The 17,719-nt window shown below is 66.5% G+C and carries 19 protein-coding genes and 1 pseudogene; 11 read left to right on the plus strand and 9 right to left on the minus strand.

The annotated features are described in order from the left end of the window. The 6 genes from P3W97_RS05765 to P3W97_RS05790 form a co-directional block, all read left to right on the plus strand. Positions 1-754, plus strand: a 754-nt coding sequence (locus P3W97_RS05765; protein WP_300844667.1) for an FAD-dependent monooxygenase, incomplete at its 5' end; no start/stop codon positions are given. A 43-nt stretch (positions 755-797) separates the two neighbouring features. Further along, the gene (locus P3W97_RS05770) at positions 798-1,841 is read left to right on the plus strand and encodes a tripartite tricarboxylate transporter substrate binding protein (RefSeq protein ID WP_300844670.1); all 1,044 of its coding nucleotides are present in this window, start codon (positions 798-800) and stop codon (positions 1,839-1,841) included. 178 nt (positions 1,842-2,019) lie between these two features. Continuing rightward, positions 2,020-2,256, plus strand: coding sequence for a hypothetical protein (locus P3W97_RS05775; RefSeq protein WP_300844704.1), 237 nt, complete (start codon positions 2,020-2,022; stop codon positions 2,254-2,256). A 69-nt stretch (positions 2,257-2,325) separates the two neighbouring features. After that, the gene (locus P3W97_RS05780) at positions 2,326-2,541 is read left to right on the plus strand and encodes a hypothetical protein (RefSeq protein WP_367184595.1); all 216 of its coding nucleotides are present in this window, start codon (positions 2,326-2,328) and stop codon (positions 2,539-2,541) included. 94 nt (positions 2,542-2,635) lie between these two features. After that, positions 2,636-3,181: a peptide-methionine (S)-S-oxide reductase MsrA gene (gene msrA / locus P3W97_RS05785; RefSeq protein ID WP_300844672.1), complete on the plus strand. Its 546-nt coding sequence runs from the start codon at positions 2,636-2,638 to the stop codon at positions 3,179-3,181. A 56-nt stretch (positions 3,182-3,237) separates the two neighbouring features. Further along, the gene (locus P3W97_RS05790) at positions 3,238-4,200 is read left to right on the plus strand and encodes an AEC family transporter (RefSeq protein ID WP_300844674.1); all 963 of its coding nucleotides are present in this window, start codon (positions 3,238-3,240) and stop codon (positions 4,198-4,200) included. Here P3W97_RS05790 and P3W97_RS05795 read toward each other — a convergent pair. Together P3W97_RS05795 and P3W97_RS05800 are read right to left on the minus strand one after the other, a co-directional pair. Beyond that, on the minus strand, positions 4,190-4,672 hold the full coding sequence (locus P3W97_RS05795) for a hypothetical protein (protein ID WP_300844676.1): 483 nt from the start codon (positions 4,670-4,672) through the stop codon (positions 4,190-4,192). The two genes, P3W97_RS05790 and P3W97_RS05795, sit on opposite strands and share 11 nt — an antisense overlap. A gap of 80 nt (positions 4,673-4,752) precedes the next feature. After that, on the minus strand, positions 4,753-5,286 hold the full coding sequence (locus P3W97_RS05800; RefSeq protein WP_300844679.1) for a GNAT family N-acetyltransferase: 534 nt from the start codon (positions 5,284-5,286) through the stop codon (positions 4,753-4,755). A 111-nt stretch (positions 5,287-5,397) separates the two neighbouring features. On the opposite strand from P3W97_RS05800, the gene rpsP reads away from it, so the two are divergent. The 4 genes from rpsP to rplS all read left to right on the plus strand — a co-directional run bounded on the left by rpsP (position 5,398) and on the right by rplS (position 7,558). Next, positions 5,398-5,667, plus strand: a complete 270-nt coding sequence (rpsP, locus tag P3W97_RS05805) for a 30S ribosomal protein S16 (RefSeq protein ID WP_300844680.1) — start codon at positions 5,398-5,400, stop codon at positions 5,665-5,667. A 13-nt stretch (positions 5,668-5,680) separates the two neighbouring features. Continuing rightward, on the plus strand, positions 5,681-6,274 hold the full coding sequence (gene rimM / locus P3W97_RS05810; protein ID WP_300844682.1) for a ribosome maturation factor RimM: 594 nt from the start codon (positions 5,681-5,683) through the stop codon (positions 6,272-6,274). Positions 6,275-6,298: 24 nt separating this feature from the next. Further along, the gene (trmD, locus tag P3W97_RS05815) at positions 6,299-7,105 is read left to right on the plus strand and encodes a tRNA (guanosine(37)-N1)-methyltransferase TrmD (protein ID WP_300844684.1); all 807 of its coding nucleotides are present in this window, start codon (positions 6,299-6,301) and stop codon (positions 7,103-7,105) included. Positions 7,106-7,201: 96 nt separating this feature from the next. Continuing rightward, entirely contained in the window at positions 7,202-7,558 is a 357-nt protein-coding gene (gene rplS, locus P3W97_RS05820) for a 50S ribosomal protein L19 (protein ID WP_300844686.1), read from the plus strand. A 162-nt stretch (positions 7,559-7,720) separates the two neighbouring features. Here the strand turns inward: rplS and P3W97_RS05825 are convergent, their stop codons facing one another. The 3 genes and pseudogenes from P3W97_RS05825 to P3W97_RS05835 all read right to left on the minus strand — a co-directional run bounded on the left by P3W97_RS05825 (position 7,721) and on the right by P3W97_RS05835 (position 12,343). After that, on the minus strand, positions 7,721-8,662 hold the full coding sequence (locus tag P3W97_RS05825) for a SulP family inorganic anion transporter (protein WP_300844688.1): 942 nt from the start codon (positions 8,660-8,662) through the stop codon (positions 7,721-7,723). 1 nt (position 8,663) lies between these two features. Continuing rightward, positions 8,664-9,245, minus strand: a pseudogene (locus tag P3W97_RS05830) (SulP family inorganic anion transporter); the annotation flags it as partial. After that, on the minus strand, positions 9,242-12,343 hold the full coding sequence (locus P3W97_RS05835) for an EAL domain-containing protein (RefSeq protein WP_300844690.1): 3,102 nt from the start codon (positions 12,341-12,343) through the stop codon (positions 9,242-9,244). The pseudogene P3W97_RS05830 and the gene P3W97_RS05835, both read right to left, overlap by 4 nt. A gap of 188 nt (positions 12,344-12,531) precedes the next feature. Here P3W97_RS05835 and P3W97_RS05840 point away from each other — a divergent pair, with 188 nt between their 5' ends. Further along, complete coding sequence (locus P3W97_RS05840) at positions 12,532-13,872, plus strand: DUF3422 family protein (protein WP_300844692.1); 1,341 nt, start codon at positions 12,532-12,534, stop codon at positions 13,870-13,872. A gap of 54 nt (positions 13,873-13,926) precedes the next feature. On the opposite strand, the gene P3W97_RS05845 is transcribed toward P3W97_RS05840, so the two are convergent. The 4 genes from P3W97_RS05845 to ftsY all read right to left on the minus strand — a co-directional run bounded on the left by P3W97_RS05845 (position 13,927) and on the right by ftsY (position 17,604). Then, positions 13,927-14,568: a c-type cytochrome gene (locus tag P3W97_RS05845; protein ID WP_300844695.1), complete on the minus strand. Its 642-nt coding sequence runs from the start codon at positions 14,566-14,568 to the stop codon at positions 13,927-13,929. Between the two features lie 123 nt (positions 14,569-14,691). Further along, positions 14,692-15,978: an NAD(P)/FAD-dependent oxidoreductase gene (locus P3W97_RS05850; RefSeq protein ID WP_300844707.1), complete on the minus strand. Its 1,287-nt coding sequence runs from the start codon at positions 15,976-15,978 to the stop codon at positions 14,692-14,694. A gap of 23 nt (positions 15,979-16,001) precedes the next feature. Next, a complete protein-coding gene (locus P3W97_RS05855; protein WP_300844698.1) occupies positions 16,002-16,301 on the minus strand; it encodes a c-type cytochrome in 300 nt (99 codons plus the stop codon). 211 nt (positions 16,302-16,512) lie between these two features. Beyond that, positions 16,513-17,604, minus strand: a complete 1,092-nt coding sequence (gene ftsY, locus P3W97_RS05860) for a signal recognition particle-docking protein FtsY (protein WP_300844701.1) — start codon at positions 17,602-17,604, stop codon at positions 16,513-16,515. Positions 17,605-17,719 lie beyond the last annotated feature (115 nt).

The following is a 17,719-nucleotide window of genomic DNA, read 5'->3' on the forward strand; positions in this document are numbered from 1 at the left end:
GTTGCTCGCGGCCGATGGGCTCTGGAGCCAGACCCGTGAGCGGCTGCTCGGAGATGGTCGGCCCGTCTTCAGCGGTCATCTGGCGTACCGCGGGCTGGCCCGCATCGCCGATCTGCCCATCCATCTGCGCGCGCCCGAAGTCGTCGCCTGGCTGGGGCCGCGGCTGCACGGCGTGCATTACCCGGTGCGTGCGGGGCAATGGCTCAATGTGGTGATGGTGGTCGAGGGGCCACTGCCCCCCACGGATGCCGAGGGCTGGGACCACGAGGCCCACGCCGAGCATTTGCGGGCCGCGCTGGGGCCGGTGCACGCCGATCTCGAGGCGGTGCTGCACGCCGTCTTTGGCTGGCGTCTGTGGCCGTTGTACGCGCGCGAGCCGATGCGTGGCCCTCATGAACATGTGCGCGGCCGCGTGGCGCTGCTTGGCGATGCGGCGCATCCGATGCGTCCCTATCTGGCGCAGGGGGCGGCGATGGCGCTGGAGGATGCCTGGGCGCTGGGCAGGCTGTTGCGTGCGCAGCCTCCAGGACGGGAAGATTGGTCGGGATGGCTGTCGCAATGGGCCCAGGGACGCTGGGCCCGCAACGCCCGGGTGCAGGCGCGTTCACGTCGCAACGGTATCGTCTTCCACGCTCGGGGGCTGGTTCGCTGGGGGCGCGACCGGGCCATGGCCCTGCTGGGCGAGCGGTTGCTGGATCAACCCTGGCTCTATGGCGGTCCACCCGATCCGCTCACGTCCCGGGAGATCTCCTGAGGTCCCCTGTTCGATGGGCCACCGTCGACCCCACTCGCTCGGCATGAACTCCGCAACCCGCTCCCCCCGCATGGCGCTGGACCCGGCGCCCGCCAGGCCATCGCTGCAGCGCCGCCGTTTGCTCCAGGGCTCGGCCTTGGCGGCGGCGGGGGTGCTGCAGCCCAGTTGGGCCATACCATCAGCGTCTTTGCCCCGCTGGCCGGTACGTCCGGTGCGTCTGCTGGTCGGCTTTCCCCAGGGCTCGTCGCCCGACGAGATCGCGCGCAGCATCGTCGGGCCGCTGTCGCTCGCGCTCGGCCAGCCGGTCGAGGTGGAAAACCGCCCAGGATCTGGCGGGCACGTCGCGGCCGCCGCGGTGGCCAAAGCCGAGGACGACCACACCGTGGGCCTGCTGCCCAGCGGACACCTGACCGTGGCGCGGCTGATGCAGCCAGCGCTGGCTTATGACCCCTTGACCGATCTGCAGCCGGTGTCGCTGGTCGCGACCGCACCGCTGGTGTTGTGCATTTCGCCCCAGCTGGAGGTGCGGGGTAATGCGGCGCTGCGTGCCGTCCGCACGGCGGGCATGGCCTGGCACTACGGCAGTCCAGGCGCGGGCACACCCTTTCATCTGGGCATGGAAATCCTCAAGGCGGTGGCCGGTTGGCAGGCGTTGCATGTTCCCTATCCCGGCAATCCGCAGGTGATCAACGCACTGCTGCAGGGCGATGTCCAGCTGGCGCTCCTGCCCCCGTCACTGACCATCCCCCACTGGCGCGCCGCCAAGCTGCCGGCCGTGGCCTTGACCTGTGCATCGCGCAGCCCACTGTTGCCTGGGGTGCCCACACTGAGCGAGCAGGGTGTGCGCGGCTTCGATTTCGAGCACTGGCATGCCATCGCCGCGCCGCGGGGGCTGGCCGGCGCATCTGTCGATCGACTGGCCCAGGCCGTCAGCCGCGTGCTGCGCGACCAGCGCATTCGGCAGCGTTTGCTGGCGCAAGGCTGGCAGGCGACAGGCTCGACACCGGCAGCCCTGGCGCGTCGTATTCTGCGCGATGTCGACCGTATGCGCCCGGTGATCGAACGCCAACAAATCCGCAGCGCCTAATCTATGGATGCCGTCAATCCCGCCCTCGCCGCCGCAAGCCCTGTCGGTCTGAAGCGGTCGCCCTGTCCGCCGGTGCGGCCCGACGCCGACGGCCGCGCGCCGCTTCGACCCTGAGCGTCCGCTGCTGGCGCGCCAACGCTTCGAGGTAACTGCACCGCGCGACGGCGTCGTCACCGGCATCGACGATCTGCAGATCGCGCGCATCGCGCGGCTGGCTGACGCGCCCAATGTGGCTGGTGCTGGGGTCGATCTGGCTGTCAAGCTCGGCGAGTCGGTGCGCGCCGGCGACGTGCTCTACCAGGTCTACGCCGCATATCCAGCCGACGTCGAATTTGCGCGTGCGGCCAGTATGCGTGCCAGCGGTTACACCATTGGTGCCCCGCACGAGGCGGTGCAGATCGAGGCGGAGTTCTGATCGTCATGGCGATGCTGCTGGCTTTTGACGACGAAGCGGCCCCGGCGCAGCGGCTGTGGGCAGCGCTGAATGAATCCGGCGAGCGCCGCCGCAGTGGATGTGGCCGTGACGCACGCGCTGTTTGTCGGCGATGCGCTGGCGGTGATGCAGCCCGCAGGTGTCGGCACGGTCTGGAGCACCGACAGCGTGCCGCACGCCAACAACGCCGTGGCGCTGGCACCGCTGTTGGCCGGGGCGCTTCACAGCCGGGATCGCAGCGCCCCGTTGGGAGCGGCCACCCCCTAGCGGCACACAGCCGCAACCCAAAGCCCAGCCGCGGCAGGGCCACAAAAACCCGTGACGTGGGCATGGTATCTCGGACCGTTGCAGGATGGTGGCCATGACAACGCAGACCTTGGTTCTGGCGGGCGGGTGTTTCTGGTGCACCGAGGCCGTGTTCCAACAGGTGCGCGGCGTGCTGGATGTGCAATCCGGCTACAGCAACGGTCAGGCCGAGCGACCGACTTACGAGGAGGTCTGCACCGGATCCACCGGCTGTGCGGAGGTCGTCAAGCTGGTCTACGACCCGGCTGTGATCGGTGTGCGCGATTTGTTGACCATCTTTTTTGCCACCCACGACCCCACCACCCTCAATCGCCAGGGCGCCGACGTCGGCACACAATACCGCAGCGGTATCTACTGGACCACGCCCGAGCAAGCCGCGGCAGCCCGTGCGCTGATTGACGAATTGCAGGCGCAGCGCGCTTTCGATGCCCCCATCGTGACCGAGGTGGAGCCGCTGCGCCACTACTGGCCGGCGGAAGACGAGCATCAAGACTTTTACGCACGCCACCCATACCACGGCTACTGCCTGGCGGTGGCTGCACCGAAAGTCGCCAAACTGCGCCGTGCGTTTGCGCCATACCTCAAGTCAGCCCGCTCGTGACCCATACGGTCGCGCAGGCGCCAGCCGCCGCTGCGCGCACTCACTACACTGATGCGGTGAGTGTTGCCAACCATCCTGTCTTTCAATCGCTGACTCCGGTCTTCCTGCTGATCGGCGCGGGTGTGGTCGCGGGCCGACGCGGCTGGATCGGTGCTGCAGCCGTCAAGGATTTGTCCAATTTGGTGTTCTTGCTGCTCATCCCGGCGCTGCTGTTTCGCACCATGGCCCAGGTGCGGCTCGAGACGCTGGACTGGCGCCCCGTGGTGGCCTATTTCGGCGCCACACTGCCTTGGTTTGCCCTGCAAATGGCGTGGCATGGCTTGCAGCCACGTGGCATCGTGCTGGCGCTGGGCGGCACGTTTTCCAACCTGGTCATGATCGGCATCCCCCTGATCGGTCTGGCCTATGGGCAGGCCGGTGTGGTCACGCTGCTGACGCTGATCGCCGTGCATTCGCTCATCCTTTTGACGCTCAGCTCGGTGGCTCTGGAATTGGTCGACGCGCGCAGCCGCGTCCAGGGTGGGACGACACCTGCGGCGCAGTTGTGGCACACGGCCTTGTCGGCGGTGCGCGGATCGGTCATCCACCCCATACCCCTGCCGATTGCCTGTGGCTTGCTGTGGGGCCTGTCGGGAGCGACTTTGCCCCCTGTGGTGGACCAGCCTTTGCAGCTGCTGGGCCAGGCCTTCGGACCGTTGGCGCTGGTGCTGGTGGGCGTAAGCCTGGCCAGCACCCCCTGGCGCGAGCATTGGCGCGAGGCTCTGTCCCTGGCTCTGGCCAAAAACCTGGTCATGCCGGTACTGGTCGGCATCTCGGCGTGGCTCTGGGGTTTGCGCGGCCTGCCGTTGACGGTGCTGGTGGTTGCCGCTGGCGTGCCCATCGGGGCCAATGTGTTTCTGTTCGCACAGCGTTACCGTGTGGCGCAAACCGAAGTGACTGCCGCCATGGGGCTGTCCACGGTGTCGGCCATGCTGACCCTGAGCGTCTGGATGCTGCTGATGGCGCGGCTCACTGGCTGATGCGCAGCCCTTCTTCGATTTGGTACTCGAAGTAACGCTGGAAGCTGAACGCCAGGCCCGCCATCAGCGCCGTGGCACCCACCATCAGCGACAGCACCACGGCGATGATGGTCAGCCAGTTCGTCTCGCCAGCGCGGGCGTCGGCCGGTCCGGCCGGGTTATGGCGTGCATTCCAGCGCTCGGGCGGCTGCAGCGCATACACAATGGCCGACAGACACGCGGCCACCAGGCCCACGCCCAGCAAGGGCAGCAGCACCCACGACAGCTTATCGTCCTGCCCATAGGTCAGTACCCGATCGACCCCCCACAGCCCCAGCGCGGTCGGGATGGCGTGGGCCCAGCCCCACACATCGCCGAATCCGTGCAGATAAAACCGATGCCAGCCAAAGCCGCCACCCAACAAGGCGAGCCAAGCGGCGACAGTTTTGTTGCGGGGCCAGTGAGCGGGGGCAGGACGGGCGTTGGTCACCATGGACGATGGCGTGGGTGCGGGGGAGGGCGTGCGCATTGGGAGCCGCATCGGTCGGCGCGGGTTCCCCAAGGGCGGCGGGGTCAGTTTTCGCTGGGTGGGGTGCGGTCGCCCCAACCCAGGGCCTTTTCCATCAACACGATGTCGAGCCAGCGGCCGAACTTCCAGCCGCAGGAGCGCACCACACCCACCCGCTCGAAGCCCAAGGTGGTGTGCAGCCCGATTGAGCCGGCGTTGGCAGAGTCGCCAATCACCGCCATCACCTTGCGGATGCCCCGCAGCTCGAGTTGGAGCAGCAATTCGGCCAGCAGCGCGCGGCCCAATCCCCGGCCCACGGCGTCGTGCGCGATGTAGATGGAATCCTCCACCGAGAAGCGGAACGCGGGCCGCGGCTTGAACCAATTGCCATAGGCAAAGCCCGCCACCTCGCCTTGCCACTCGACCACCAGCCAGGGCAGGCCTTTGGCCAATACATCGGCGCGGCGAGCGCCCATGTCGGCGGCGCTGGGGGGATCGGTTTCAAACGTGCCCGTGCCGTGCAGCACATGGTGGCCGTAGATGCGGGCGATGGCGGGCAGGTCATTTTCCTGGCTCGGGCGGATCAGGGGGGTATTCACGGGGCGCTGGTTATAATGGTGGGTTTGCAACGTTTCGCTGGCCGGGTGGCCAGTCGCCGTGTCTCAGGCGTTGCCTCCACCGTCTCGTCGTACAGTCTGCAAGGATAAACCATGGTCGTGATCCGACTCGCCCGTGGCGGCTCGAAGGCCCGCCCGTTTTACCACATCGTCGTCGCCGACAAGCGCTGCCGCCGCGACGGCCGCTTCATCGAGCGCATCGGTTTTTACAACCCCATTGCGCGCGGCAACGATGTGCCGCTCAATATCGCCCAAGACCGACTGGCCTACTGGCTCGGTGTTGGCGCCCAGCCGTCCGAGACCGTCGCCCGCTTGATCAAGCAGGCTGCCAAGGTCGTGCCCGCCGAGGCCGCTGCAGCCTGATCCTGCACAAGGCATGGCCGAGTCTTTGCCCTGGCAGGCGGCCGAGCTGCCCGCCGACGCGGTCGAGATCGGCCATGTGCAAGAGGCCTGGGGGGTGCGCGGCTGGGTTCGTGTGCATGGCTTGAGCCCGAGCGGTGATGCCTTGCTGCACGCGCGTCGCTGGTATCTGCAGCCCCCTTCGGTCCACCATTTGCCCCGTGCCCGGGCTTTCGATGCCTTCCAGGGCACGGTCGCCGTGCAAGTGGCCGAAGCGCGCTGGCACGGCGATGCCGTGGTGGCCCACTTCGAAGGGGTCGGCGACCGCAGCATGGCTGAGCGCCTGCGTGGGGCCCGTATCCACATTGCCCGCGCCGACTTCCCCCCGACGGACGGCCCCGACGAGTACTATTGGGTCGATTTGATCGGCCTGACGGTTGTCAACCGTGAGGGGTTGGTTCTGGGTGTCGTCGAGGATTTACTGCCCACAGGGCCGCACACCGTATTGTGTCTGCGCGATGGCTCCGGCGAGCAGGCGGTCGAGCGCCTCATCCCTTTCGTGAGCGCGTATGTGGATGCGGTGGATCTGGCGGCGCGCCGCATCACCGTGGATTGGCAGCCCGATTATTGACTTGACCGCGGCCGCGCGGGTGTCATGCGCTTTGACGTCATCACCCTCTTCCCCGAGCTGATCGAGCCCTACCTGTCGGTCGGCGTGGTGCGCCGTGCCTTTGCCGCTGCCGTGCAGGTGCGGCTGTGGCCCTTGCGCGACTTTGCCGACGGCCGCTACCGCCGGGTGGACGACCGCCCGTTTGGCGGTGGCCCGGGCATGGTCATGCTGGTCGAGCCGCTGTACCGCTGCTGGCAGGCGATTCGCCTCGACCGCGGTCTGCCCCCGCATCGCCCGGCAGGTGCAGGCGTGGATGTGCCGACCGTGCTGTTTTCACCCGCGGGCGAACGTTTGTCGCATGACGTGGTGGCCCGCTATGCACAGCCGAGCGCACCTGGTGCCATCCTGCTGTGCGGCCGCTACGAGGGGGTGGACCAACGCTTCGTCGATGCCTGTGTGGATGCGCAGATCAGTCTGGGCGATTTTGTCCTCTCGGGCGGCGAGATTGCGGCCGTGGCGCTGCTGGACGCGGTGGCGCGGCTGCAGCCCGGGGTGCTGGGCGATCTGGCCAGCGCCGAGCAGGACAGCTTCAATCCCAGCGTCGATGGCCTGCTCGACTGTCCGCATTACACCCGGCCGGAGGTCTGGCAGGGTCCGTCCGGGCCGATGACCGTCCCGCCCGTGTTGCTCTCTGGCCACCATGCGCAGATCGAGGCGTGGCGACGCGCCCAGCGGGTGAAGGCGACGGCACGCTGGCGGCCGGATGTGCTGGCGCGTGCACGGGCCGCAGGACGGCTGGGCCCGGCTGACGAACATGCGCTGCGCGAAGCAGGTTACAATAGAGAGCTTTGATCCTCTGTCCGGCTTCAGGAACTGACCCTGAGCGGGGCGGCGCAAGGGCGCGGCTCCGTGCAATATCGCAGCGCGGTCATGATCGTGGATGTGACCATGAACCTCATTCAGATCCTCGAGCAGGAAGAAATCGCTCGCCTGAACAAAAACATCCCCGCTTTCGCGCCCGGCGATACGGTGATCGTCAATGTCAATGTGATCGAAGGCAACAAAAAGCGCGTCCAGGCTTACGAGGGCGTCGTGATCGCCAAGCGCAACCGGGGGCTGAACTCCAGTTTCATCGTGCGCAAGATCTCCAACGGCGAAGGCGTCGAGCGGACTTTCCCGCTCTACAGCCCGCTGATCGCGAGCATCGAGGTCAAGCGCCGCGGCGATGTGCGCCGCGCCAAACTCTACTACCTGCGTGGCCGCACCGGCAAGGCCGCCCGCATCAAGGAGAAGTTGGGCGCGTAAGCGACCGGCTTTCTCAAGCCTGAGACGGTGTCCACCCCGCCCGGTCAACGCGGCCCGGCGGGGTTTTCGTGGTATCAGCCCCTTGGGCTGCACGTCCTGGTTGGGGGCTTTGGGCGGCCAGTGTTTCGATGGCCTGATGGTGGCTCAGGAACACCTGGCCGCTCAGTCGGGCCGGCAGTCCAGCGCGCTGGCGTCGATCTCATTGATCGCCGAGCCTTGCAGCACCGCGTCGCGCACCGCCGGGCGCGCGGCGACCTGGGCCGCCACATAATCCTCCAGAAAGCGCGCATTGGCGAAAGTCAGGCTTTCATCCACTCGCAGTCCCAGCACATGTGGCACGGTTTGCACCGCGTGCCGCTCGACGTTGCGGAAATGCTCCGTCCCCGGAATGCGTCCGACCACCGCGATGTGCGGTCGGCTGTTGCGGTAGAGCAGCAAGGCGATCGACACAAGCACCCCGGTGCCAAGGCCGATTTCCACACCGACGGTGAGGGTCAGCGCAGCGGTCAGGGCCATGGCCGCAAAGTCACTGCGCGAGTAGCGCCAGGTGCGCACGAAGGCCGACGGATCCACCAGCGTCAGCACGGCGACCACGATCGTGGCGGCCAGCGCCGCCTGGGGCAAGTGGTATAACGCGGGTGTCAAAAAAGCGGTCACTCCCGCCAGCCCAAACGCGGTGTATACCCCGGCGGCCGGCGTGCGCGCCCCGGCCTCGAAGTTGACGACCGAACGTGCGAACCCGCCCGTGACTGCAAACCCGCCACTGAAGGCAGCCGCCAGATTTTCCGCGCCCAGCGCCCGCAATTTGGCGTTGGGGTCGATGCGTTCGCGGCGTCGCGCGGCCAGTGATTGGCCGACCGATACCGATTCCACGAATCCCACAAGAGCCAGTAGGAAGGCAGGCAGCAGCAGCGGCTGCAGTCCTGCCCAGCCGTCGTCTCCGAGGCCAGGCCAGGTGAAAGCGGGCAGCCCGGCGGGGACAGCGCCGACCACCCGCACGCCTTGGGAGGCGGCGTCGGTGGCGGCGCAGGCCGGGCCGCAATCCCCGCCGCGCAGCGAGCAAGGCCGCCAGCGTCCCCGCACCGACCAGTAGGGTGGGGCCATGCGTCTCGCCCACGGTGTGCCAACTCTGAGTCAGCAGAGCCGGCGGTGTCGTTCCATTCAGGGGCAGGCCCAGCAGGTGCCTGAGTTGGCTGGCAGCGATCAGGATGCCGGAGGCCGAGACAAAACCGTGCAGCACCGGATGGCTGAGAAAGTGCGCCAGAAAACCCAGCCGCAGTGCTCCGAGCAGCAGCGAGATGATTCCGCTGAGCGCCGCCAACCACCAGACAGCCCAGCCATAGGTCGCCGTGCCTTCGGGCGCCAGCGCCGCAGCGGCGGCGGCCATCATCAAGGAGGTCACTGCAGCGGGTCCCACGGCCAGGGTGGAGCTGGTGCCGAGCAGCGCATAGACGAGCAGCGGCAGGATGCTGGCGTACAGACCCGCCTCTGGCGGCATGCCCGCTAGCTGCGCATAGGCCAGGCTCTGCGGCACCAGCATCAGCGTGACCACCGCAGCCGCCACCCCATCCGCCGTCGCATGCTCGCGCCGGTAGTGGCGCATCCACTGCAGTATCGGAAGCCACGCCTGCACGGCGGTGGGCGGTATTGGCGTGCTCATGCGCTGATCGTAGCGCGGATGGGTCATGTCGCCGTGGTACACAGTCGGTCGAGCAGGCGATGCAGCGCTGCCAACAGGGCACCATGCGTTTGCCGGATGGCGGGGTCCTCCCTGGGGTCGGTGTCGGCGGCACGTTCCCACCACTGGCGGGTGGCCGCGTGAAAGGCTTCATGTGCCTCTTGAAGCGCGGCATACTCGGGCCATTGGCGTGCGGCCTGCGGCAGCGTATCGATCATCAAAGTATGAAACGGGCAGTCGTGGGCAAGCGCGGGCCGGGTCCGGTGCAGCGCCAGTCCCGTGAGCGCTGCTCGGTGCTCGACCTCCATCCGTGCCAGAATCCGCGACCATGGCGAATGCGCGAGCGTGCGCCAGCGTATCCACGAAGCCGGAGGCTCCCAGCCCGCGGCCCAAGCAGCCCACTGATCGGCGGGCATAGGACGGGCGATGCCGTAGCCCTGGGCCGATTGTGCCCCCAGCCGCAGCAGCAGCTCCGCGTGGTGCAGCGTCTCGGCGCCTTCGGCGACCACATGCAGGCCGAATGCCTGTCCCAGCGCCACCACGCCCTCGATGATGCGCAGATCGCTGGGATCGTCGAACATATCGCGCACGAAAGACTGGTCGATCTTGACCACACTGGCGGGCAGGCGCTTGAGATAGGCGAGCGACGAGTAGCCGATGCCAAAGTCATCGATCGCCACGGCGACGCCCAATGCACGGCAACGCTCGAGCAGGTCCTCCAGCGCGGCAACGCCCTCCAGCGAGCTGGATTCGACGATTTCGAGCTCCAGTCGGCTCGGGTCCACCTGCGGGTGGCGCGCCAGGTGCTGTGCCAGTCGGTCCACAAAAGCCGGATCGTTTAGCTGGCGCGCAGCGATGTTGACGGACAGCGACCAGCTCGGCTGTCCCGCCTCGCGCCAGCGCTGAAGCTGGCGCATGGCCTCGGCCAGTACCCAGTCGCCCAGCGCGATCATGGTGTCGTCCTGCTCGATCGCGGGCAAGAAGGCTGCTGGCGCCAACAGTCCCCGCTGTGGATGCTGCCAGCGCAGCAGCGCCTCAGCGCCCTCGATGGCGCCATCGGCCAGGCTGACGCGCGGTTGCAAAAACAGGCGGAATTCGTCCCCGCTGGCCAGAGCCCGCCGCACGTCTGCGAGATGCTCCGCATGGGCCGCCGCGGCGCGATCCTCCTGGGGATCGAACAGGCACCAGCGGTTCTTGCCTTCGCGCTTGGCGCGGTACAGCGCCTGATCCGCGTGGCGCAGCAGTACCTCGGCGTCGGCTCCATCGTCGGGGTACAGCGTCACGCCAATGCTGGTGCTCAGTCGCACCGGTGTTCCGTCACAATCGATGACCTCGGTGCTCGCGACCAGCAGCCGGTCGATGACGGCACTCCAGCGCTCGCTCTCGTCGAGGTCGCATAGGATGGCGACGAATTCGTCGCCCCCGACCCGCGCCAGCGTATCGCCCTCGCGCAGCGCCCCCTGTAATCGCTGAGCCAGTGTGAGCAGGACACAATCGCCCTGCCGGTGGCCGTGCGAGTCGTTGACATATTTGAAGCCGTCCAGATCCAGATAGGCGACCGCCACCCGCCGCTGGTGACGCCGGGCGCTGGCGATGGCCAGGTCCAAACGGTCGGCCAACAGCGCGCGGTTGGGCAGCCCCGTCAACACATCGTAATAAGCCAGTCGCTCCAGGGCCTTCTGTTGCGCTTTGAGCTCGGTGATGTCTTGCGCGACGACGACGAAGCGGATGATCTGTCCGCGGTCGTCGCGTACGGTCGAAATGGTTTCCACCACCGGGAATTCGGTCCCGTCGCGGCGCCGCCACCAAGCTTCGCCCCGCCAGCGGCCATCCCGCAGCAGCCGGCGGCGCAGCTGATACCAATTCGGCATGCCGCTTCGGTCTGTCGGTCGCCAGGGTAGGTTGGTCTGTCCGACCAGCTCATCCCGGCCGTAGCCGCTCATCCGCAGCATGGCGGCGTTGACCTCCAGGACGGTGCCGCGCTCGTCGGTGACGATGAACGCTTCGCCAGCATCGTTGAAGACGCTCGCCGCGATGGCCCGCGACTCCTCCAACGCGACCTCGTTGCCGACGTCGCGCAAAATTCCGGCCATCACCGTGGCGCGGCCGCTCCTGGGGTCGCGCGCCACGACCTGGCCCCATGCCTGCAGCCAGATCCAGTGTCCGTCCCGGTGTTGCAGACGAAAGCGCACGTCGGCCGCCTCGCTTTGGCCTCTGAGGTGGGCCTGCAAAGCGGTTTTGGCTTGCGCGGCATCCTTGGGGTGAATCCACTGCATCCAAGTCGTGGCGGGAATGGGGCGCGGGTCGCGGTCGTCGAGCCCGATCAGCCGGCGCAGCCGCGGACAGGGGAAGAGGTTGCCTTGCACCAAATCCCAGCGCAGCCTGCCCAGCCGGGCGCCGCGCAACACATCGTCGAGTTCCTGTGCGAGCTCCCGTGCGCGGCGCGCGCTGCGGCGCAACAGCCCCAAGGCTGCCACCAAGGCCATGATCGCGGTGACCGCGCCGGCCAGTGCCCAGCTCAGCACACGGGCCCGGTCGATTCGGGCCTGCAGCGCTTCGGTGGTGCGTACGGTGAAGAGCGATTCCAGCCGATTCTGATAGCGCTGCAGCTCCTGACGCAGCATCGCGCTGCGGCTCTCCGGCAGCAGCACCGACAACAGCAAGTTGCGGCCGTCGACCGCCACAGGAGTGCTGTGAACCTCGACGGTGACGATTTCGCCCGAGGCGAGCCGATGCGGAAACAGGTAGTAGCCCCGCCCCTCGCGGCGCGCGCGCTCCATCTCGGCACGGATGTCTGTCTCGCTTAGTTGGTTGATCTGGGCGATGTTCATGCGACCCGGCGAGCGCAGCGCCGGGTAGCCGTAAAAATCCGCCGCGGCCGCATTGGCATCGACGATGGTGCCATCTGCCGGATCGATCAGCCACATCGGCACGCTGTGCTGCTGCAGCAGGCTCGGCAATGTTTGCCCGAACGCTGGCCACGCCAACCCCAGCCATGCGCACACCAACGCCCGGGCGGCGGCTCGCCAGCCGAGTGCGACCGATCGCTTGGGCGTCGGCGTGTGACCCTTGCTCGGGGCGACGACAATTCGGCCGCGCTGCGTCAAGGCCGTCAACCGTAAGCGCATATTTTTGGCAACCAACCGGCGCGGGGCAATTCTCGGAAATATCTGCGAGTATCGTCCAAACCCTCTTTGCGCAGCCATACGGTTTTGCCCTGGCTGTGCGCCACTTTGCATTCAGCCCCACTCCACCCAGATCGCGTTGGGTGCAGCGCTGTGCTATGTTCACGCTTATGAAGGTCGCAGATGCCAACGGGGGGCTCCCCGCCACATTGCCTGCCGAAGATCCGCGCCGCCGCGTGCTGCATGACGAGGTGCACGCCAGGCCGCCGGCGCGCATCCGCTTGCCTGCGCTCGTGGTTTATGTGGCTGTCTTGCACGATGGGGTCGATCGGGCGCAAGAGCTGGCCCATCTGCAGCGCTTGCCTGGCCAGGGCGGTCTGACCGAGGACGACTTGCAAGGCCATTTTCTGCGCCTGCGTTGTCCCCCGGGATTCACCGTCAAATGGGAGCGGCACACGGAATTTACCCGTTATTCCCTGGTGCAACCGCTGCCGCCGACGGTGGGGCCAGATGCCAGAGAGCCGGAATTGCTGCCCCACCTGCTGGTGTCGCCACAGTGGCTGGCAGGCATCCCCGGTCGCACCATTTGCGCGATCAAGCTCGCCATGGTCACGGGCGACTTGTCGGACCCGGCTGCGCTGTTGACGCGTGCGCGCCATTGGTTGGGCGACCAGCCTGTGGTGGCGGCGCTGCTGGGCCAGCCGTCGCATTCGATGGTGGTGACGGATTTCCGCTTGCGCCCCTCGGGCTTCGAGCGGATGCTGGTCGTGGCCTCGCCCGAAGTCAGCGAAACACGTGCGGGCCGCGTCGCGGCGCGTTTGCTGGAATTCGAGACCTACCGCATGATGGCGCTGCTGGGCTTGCCGGTGGCCAAGGCGCTGGCTGGGCCACTGGCCGATGCCGAGCGCCGCCTGGCGCGCCTGACCGCGGACATGGAATCCCAAGCGCGGGGGGATCAGGCGCTGCTGGAAGACCTGGTTGGGCTGGCAGCAGGCATCGAGCGCACCATCGCTGAAAACGGTTACCGCTTTGCCGCCACCCGGGCCTATGACCGCATCGTGCTGCAGCGCATCGCGCAGCTGCGTGAGCAGGCGATTCCAGGCACCCAGACCATCAGCGAATTCATGCAACGCCGTCTGGGGCCAGCCATCGCCACCGTGGCCTCCATCGAGCAGCGCTTGGATGCGTTGTCCGAGCGCATCGCCCGCACCAGCGCCTTGCTGCGCACACAAGTCGATATCGCCCGGGAAGAGCAAAACCGGCAACTGCTGGAGAAGCTCACCCGCGGACAAGAACTGCAACTCAAACTCCAAACCACGGTGGAGGGCCTGTCGATTGCAGCGATCACCTACTATGTGATCAGCCTGGTGCTGTATGGGGCCAAGGCCCTCAAATCAGCGGGCGTGCCCCTGCATCCAGAACTGACCGCTGGCGCGCTGATGCCGGCGGTATTGTGGGGGGTGTGGCGCATGACGCGTCGCATCCACGCCCGGTTGCACGGCGCGAACTGAAGGCACAGCACCCAATTCCCGCACGCGTGGGGGGCGGTGGTGGCCGGGTTGGCCTCACTTGGTACTGAGGTACTCCGCCACCGCGGCCATCTCCAGCTCGGTCATCTTCTCGGCGACCGTGTGCATCACCACGTTGTCGTTGGTGCGCTCGCGTTTGTTGAACTGCTTGAGCTGGGTAAACAGATAGCCGGAAAGTTGGCCTGCCAAACGTGGCAGATTCGACGCCCCGTGGCCATCTGGACCGTGACAACTCACGCAGGCTGGCACCCCGCTGAATTTGTTGCCATGTTGGTACACATATGCGCCGACGGCTGCCAGCCCTGTGTCCTTGACGTTTTCGCGCTGTGCGGGCATTTTTTCGTAGTAGCGACCGAGGGCGATCATCTCATCCTCGGTCAGTTTGGCTACCATCTCCGCCATCGCAGTGCTCTTGCGCTCGCCGCTCTTAAAGGCTTTGAGCTGTTTGACGATGTAGTCGGTATGCTGCCCAGCCAGGCGCGGGAAGATTTCGCTCGTGGATTCGCCTTGATCGCCGTGGCACATGGCGCACACGCCGTTGGCGATCTTGCGCGCTCGGGCCTCGTCGGCCTGCGCCCAAGCGGACCCGGGCAAGGTCCACGCGGCTGCAGCACACAGCACGGCCAGCACATGGCGCAGATTCATCGTCTTGAAAGTGTTCATCGAGCAGCGAGTCATGGGGTGTGACCAGAAATCAAGTCAATGCTGATGAAAGGATAGACTGCGTCGAAAAAACCCCGTCTCGGCCATGGAAACAGGCGCACATGCACCCGCCCATGGCTCGAGCCGGGGTATGCGACCTCACGCCAGCGTGTCAGCCCAGATGTTGCGCGCCCACGCCAGAGCGTAGCGACCCTCCAACTCACTGGCGCGTGCCGAGACACCGCCCGAGCCGGGCACGGTGAGCATGGTTTTTTTCTCCGCATCGTAGCGGTGGACGCTGGCCACGTGCACCACATCTTCGTCGGTGACGAAACTGTAGCAGGTGTTGGCATACAGCGGCATCTTCGGCGGTTCTTTGCCCATGAGCAGGTTGACCACGGCGGCAGCACAGGTCTTGCCGTGCTGGTTGGCCATGTGACCAGACTTGGGCATTGCCGGTGCAATCTGGATCGCGTCGCCGAGCACATGCACATTCTTGACCGCCTTAGACTCGAAGGTCAGAAAGTCGACCTCGCACCAGCGCTTGTTGGCGGTGGCCAGACCTGTCTGCACGGCGATGTCGCCCGCGCGCATGTCGGGCACGACGTTGAGCACGCTGGCCTTGAAGTCGTCGTTGAACTCGAACTTCAGGGCGTTGGTGGCCGCATCGACATCCACCACCCGGTGCTTGGGCCGGTATTCGATGATGCCCTGGTAGTGCTCGGCCCACGCCTTCATGAACAAGGCCTTTTTGGACTGGATGTCATCGTTGGCGTCAAGGATGACCACCTTGCTCTTGGGTTTGGCCGTCTTGAAGTAGTGCGCGACCATGCAAGCGCGCTCGTACGGGCCGGGGGGGCAGCGGTAGGGCGCCAGCGGAATGGACAGGGCATAGACCCCGCCGTCCGGCATGGCCTCGAGCTGTTTGCGCAGCGCCACCGTCTGCGCTCCGGCTTTCCAAGCATGCAACACTTTGTCTTGGGCCCCAGGTTTGGCCATGCCGGGAAGGGTCTCCCACATGAAATCGATGCCGGGCGAGACGATCAAGCGGTCATAGCTCAGTTCGCTGCCCCCGGCCAATTTGACGACACGCTTGTCCGGGTCGATGGCCGTGGCACGATCGTGCACGATCTGCACGCCGTGGCGCTTGGCCAGGTTGTCATACGGGATGGTGATGTCTAATATCTGCTTGATGCCGCCGATCACCAAATTGGAGATCGGACACGAGACGAAGCTGGTGCTGGGCTCGACCAGCGTGACCCGCACCTTGCCTTCGGAAAACAAGCGCAGATACTTGGCTGCGGTGGCCCCGCCATAGCCGCCGCCGATGACGACGACGTGCGGTCCGCTGGCACTGCCCGTGGGCGTGGCGCAGCCCGACAGCAGCCCGAGAGATCCAAGGGCCGAGCCGGCCGCGACGGTGGAGACGAATTGGCGACGTTGCATCATGGCAGGGTTTTCCCGAGGATTCATTTCTTCTGCGCGGCAAAGTAGGCGGCGAGGGCGCGCAGCTCGTCATCGCTGTAGCCCTTGCTGATCTGGTGCATCAGCGTGGCGGGCTTGCGGCCAGATTTGTAGTCCAACAGCTTTTGCAGCAATTCGTCCTTGTCTTTGCCAGCCAGCGCTTCCATACCAGGCTGGGCGTGCCCGTTGGTGCCGTGGCAGTTGGCACAGGCCGCAGCCCAGACCTCGATTTGATCCACCTGCGCCTGCGCCAGCGTGGCAGCGCCCAGCAGGCCCGCTGCCAGGATGTATCGGTACGCTTTCATGGTTGTGCTTCTCCTCTGGGATGATGCGGCAATCGTGCCGAACATGAACGCGGTTTGTATCGCAACTAGCTGATATATGAAATCGGTACAAACGCTAGGTCCGTGGCCAGGTTTGTGGCGTAGGGCATCTGGGGGTGGGGCAACCTCGTGTAGAGGTGACCGCGTTGCTTCGTTTCGTCGACGGGGTCAAGCGCTATGCCATGGGGCCGGGTCATGCCAGCAGCGCGGTGGCGAATTCGCGCGCGTCAAAGGGTTGCAGATCTTCCAGCTTTTCTCCGATGCCGATGAAATAGACCGGCAACTCGCGCCCCTGCTCGCGGGTCCACATGGCGATGGCAGCCAGCACGCCGCCCTTGGCGGTGCCGTCGAGCTTGGTGACGATCAGGCCGGTGAGATGCAGCGCGGCGTCGAAGGCCTTGACCTGTGCCAGAGCGTTTTGGCCGGTGTTGCCGTCGATGACCAGCAGCACCTCGTGTGGGGCAGTGGCCTCGGCCTTTTGCACGACGCGTTTGATTTTGCGCAGCTCTTCCATCAGGTGCAGCTGCGTGGGCAGCCGGCCCGCGGTGTCCACGATCACCACATCCTTGCCGCGTGCACGGCCTGCGGTCACGGCATCGAAGGCCACCGCGGCTGGGTCGCCACCGTCCTGGCTGACGATATCCACCCCATTGCGCTGGGCCCACACGCCCAGCTGCTCGCGCGCTGCGGCGCGAAAGGTGTCGGCCGCCGCCAGCAGTACGGTCGCACCATGGTGGGCCAGGTGCCAGGTCAGCTTGCCAATGGTCGTGGTCTTGCCCGCGCCGTTGACGCCGGCCACCATCCACACGGTCGGGCCGTCGGGTTGGGCGCCGACCGCCAGCGGCTTTTGCAGCGGGCGCAACCAGTCGGTGAGGGCATCGGCCAGCAGCGCGCGCACCTGTTGCGGGTCGGTGGCCCGCTCGGCCCTGACACGGCGGCGCAAGTCATTGAGCAGGTGGGCAGTGGCCTGGGTGCCAGCGTCGGCCATCAGCAGGGCGGTTTCCAGTTCTTCGTAGAGCGCGTCGTCGATGCGCGTGTTCGCAAAGACGGCGGTCAGGCTGCTACCCGTCTTGCGCAGGCCAGCGGTCAGCCGGCCCAGCCAACCTTGCCGCGTGGGGCTAGCGGCCGCAGCGTCGGGGGGGGTCTGCGCTGGTGCGGGTGTTGGCGGCACGGCAGCCGCCCCGGCGGCGGCATCGGCCGGCGCCGCCGGGGCGGGCAGTGGCTCAGCGCTGGGCGCGGGCTGCTCACGGTTGCCGAAGAACTTTTTCTTGAAAAAACTGAACATAGGGTCGTTGCCTAAAATCGACCGCATTCTATGAAACCCAATTTTTCGATCGATCGTGCCGGCCAGGCTGGTGCGGTATACGGCGGCTGGCGGCGGCTGGGGGCGGTGTGGGCTG

The sequence above is a fragment of the Tepidimonas sp. genome, from assembly GCF_029335975.1.
Lineage (GTDB): Bacteria > Pseudomonadota > Gammaproteobacteria > Burkholderiales > Burkholderiaceae_C > Tepidimonas.

Bases quoted from the DNA above. Each gene is read 5' to 3' on its own strand.
- P3W97_RS05770 (WP_300844670.1), top strand. From the start codon at position 798: ATGAACTCCGCAACCCGCTCCCCCCGCATGGCGCTGGACCCGGCGCCC.
- P3W97_RS05780 (WP_367184595.1), top strand. From the start codon at position 2,326: ATGAATCCGGCGAGCGCCGCCGCAGTGGATGTGGCCGTGACGCACGCG.
- msrA (WP_300844672.1), top strand. From the start codon at position 2,636: ATGACAACGCAGACCTTGGTTCTGGCGGGCGGGTGTTTCTGGTGCACC.
- P3W97_RS05795 (WP_300844676.1), bottom strand. From the start codon at position 4,672: ATGGTGACCAACGCCCGTCCTGCCCCCGCTCACTGGCCCCGCAACAAA.
- rpsP (WP_300844680.1), top strand. From the start codon at position 5,398: ATGGTCGTGATCCGACTCGCCCGTGGCGGCTCGAAGGCCCGCCCGTTT.
- rimM (WP_300844682.1), top strand. From the start codon at position 5,681: ATGGCCGAGTCTTTGCCCTGGCAGGCGGCCGAGCTGCCCGCCGACGCG.
- trmD (WP_300844684.1), top strand. From the start codon at position 6,299: ATGCGCTTTGACGTCATCACCCTCTTCCCCGAGCTGATCGAGCCCTAC.
- rplS (WP_300844686.1), top strand. From the start codon at position 7,202: ATGAACCTCATTCAGATCCTCGAGCAGGAAGAAATCGCTCGCCTGAAC.
- P3W97_RS05825 (WP_300844688.1), bottom strand. From the start codon at position 8,662: ATGGCCCCACCCTACTGGTCGGTGCGGGGACGCTGGCGGCCTTGCTCG.
- P3W97_RS05840 (WP_300844692.1), top strand. From the start codon at position 12,532: ATGAAGGTCGCAGATGCCAACGGGGGGCTCCCCGCCACATTGCCTGCC.
- P3W97_RS05845 (WP_300844695.1), bottom strand. From the start codon at position 14,568: ATGACTCGCTGCTCGATGAACACTTTCAAGACGATGAATCTGCGCCAT.
- P3W97_RS05850 (WP_300844707.1), bottom strand. From the start codon at position 15,978: ATGCAACGTCGCCAATTCGTCTCCACCGTCGCGGCCGGCTCGGCCCTT.
- P3W97_RS05855 (WP_300844698.1), bottom strand. From the start codon at position 16,301: ATGAAAGCGTACCGATACATCCTGGCAGCGGGCCTGCTGGGCGCTGCC.
- ftsY (WP_300844701.1), bottom strand. From the start codon at position 17,604: ATGTTCAGTTTTTTCAAGAAAAAGTTCTTCGGCAACCGTGAGCAGCCC.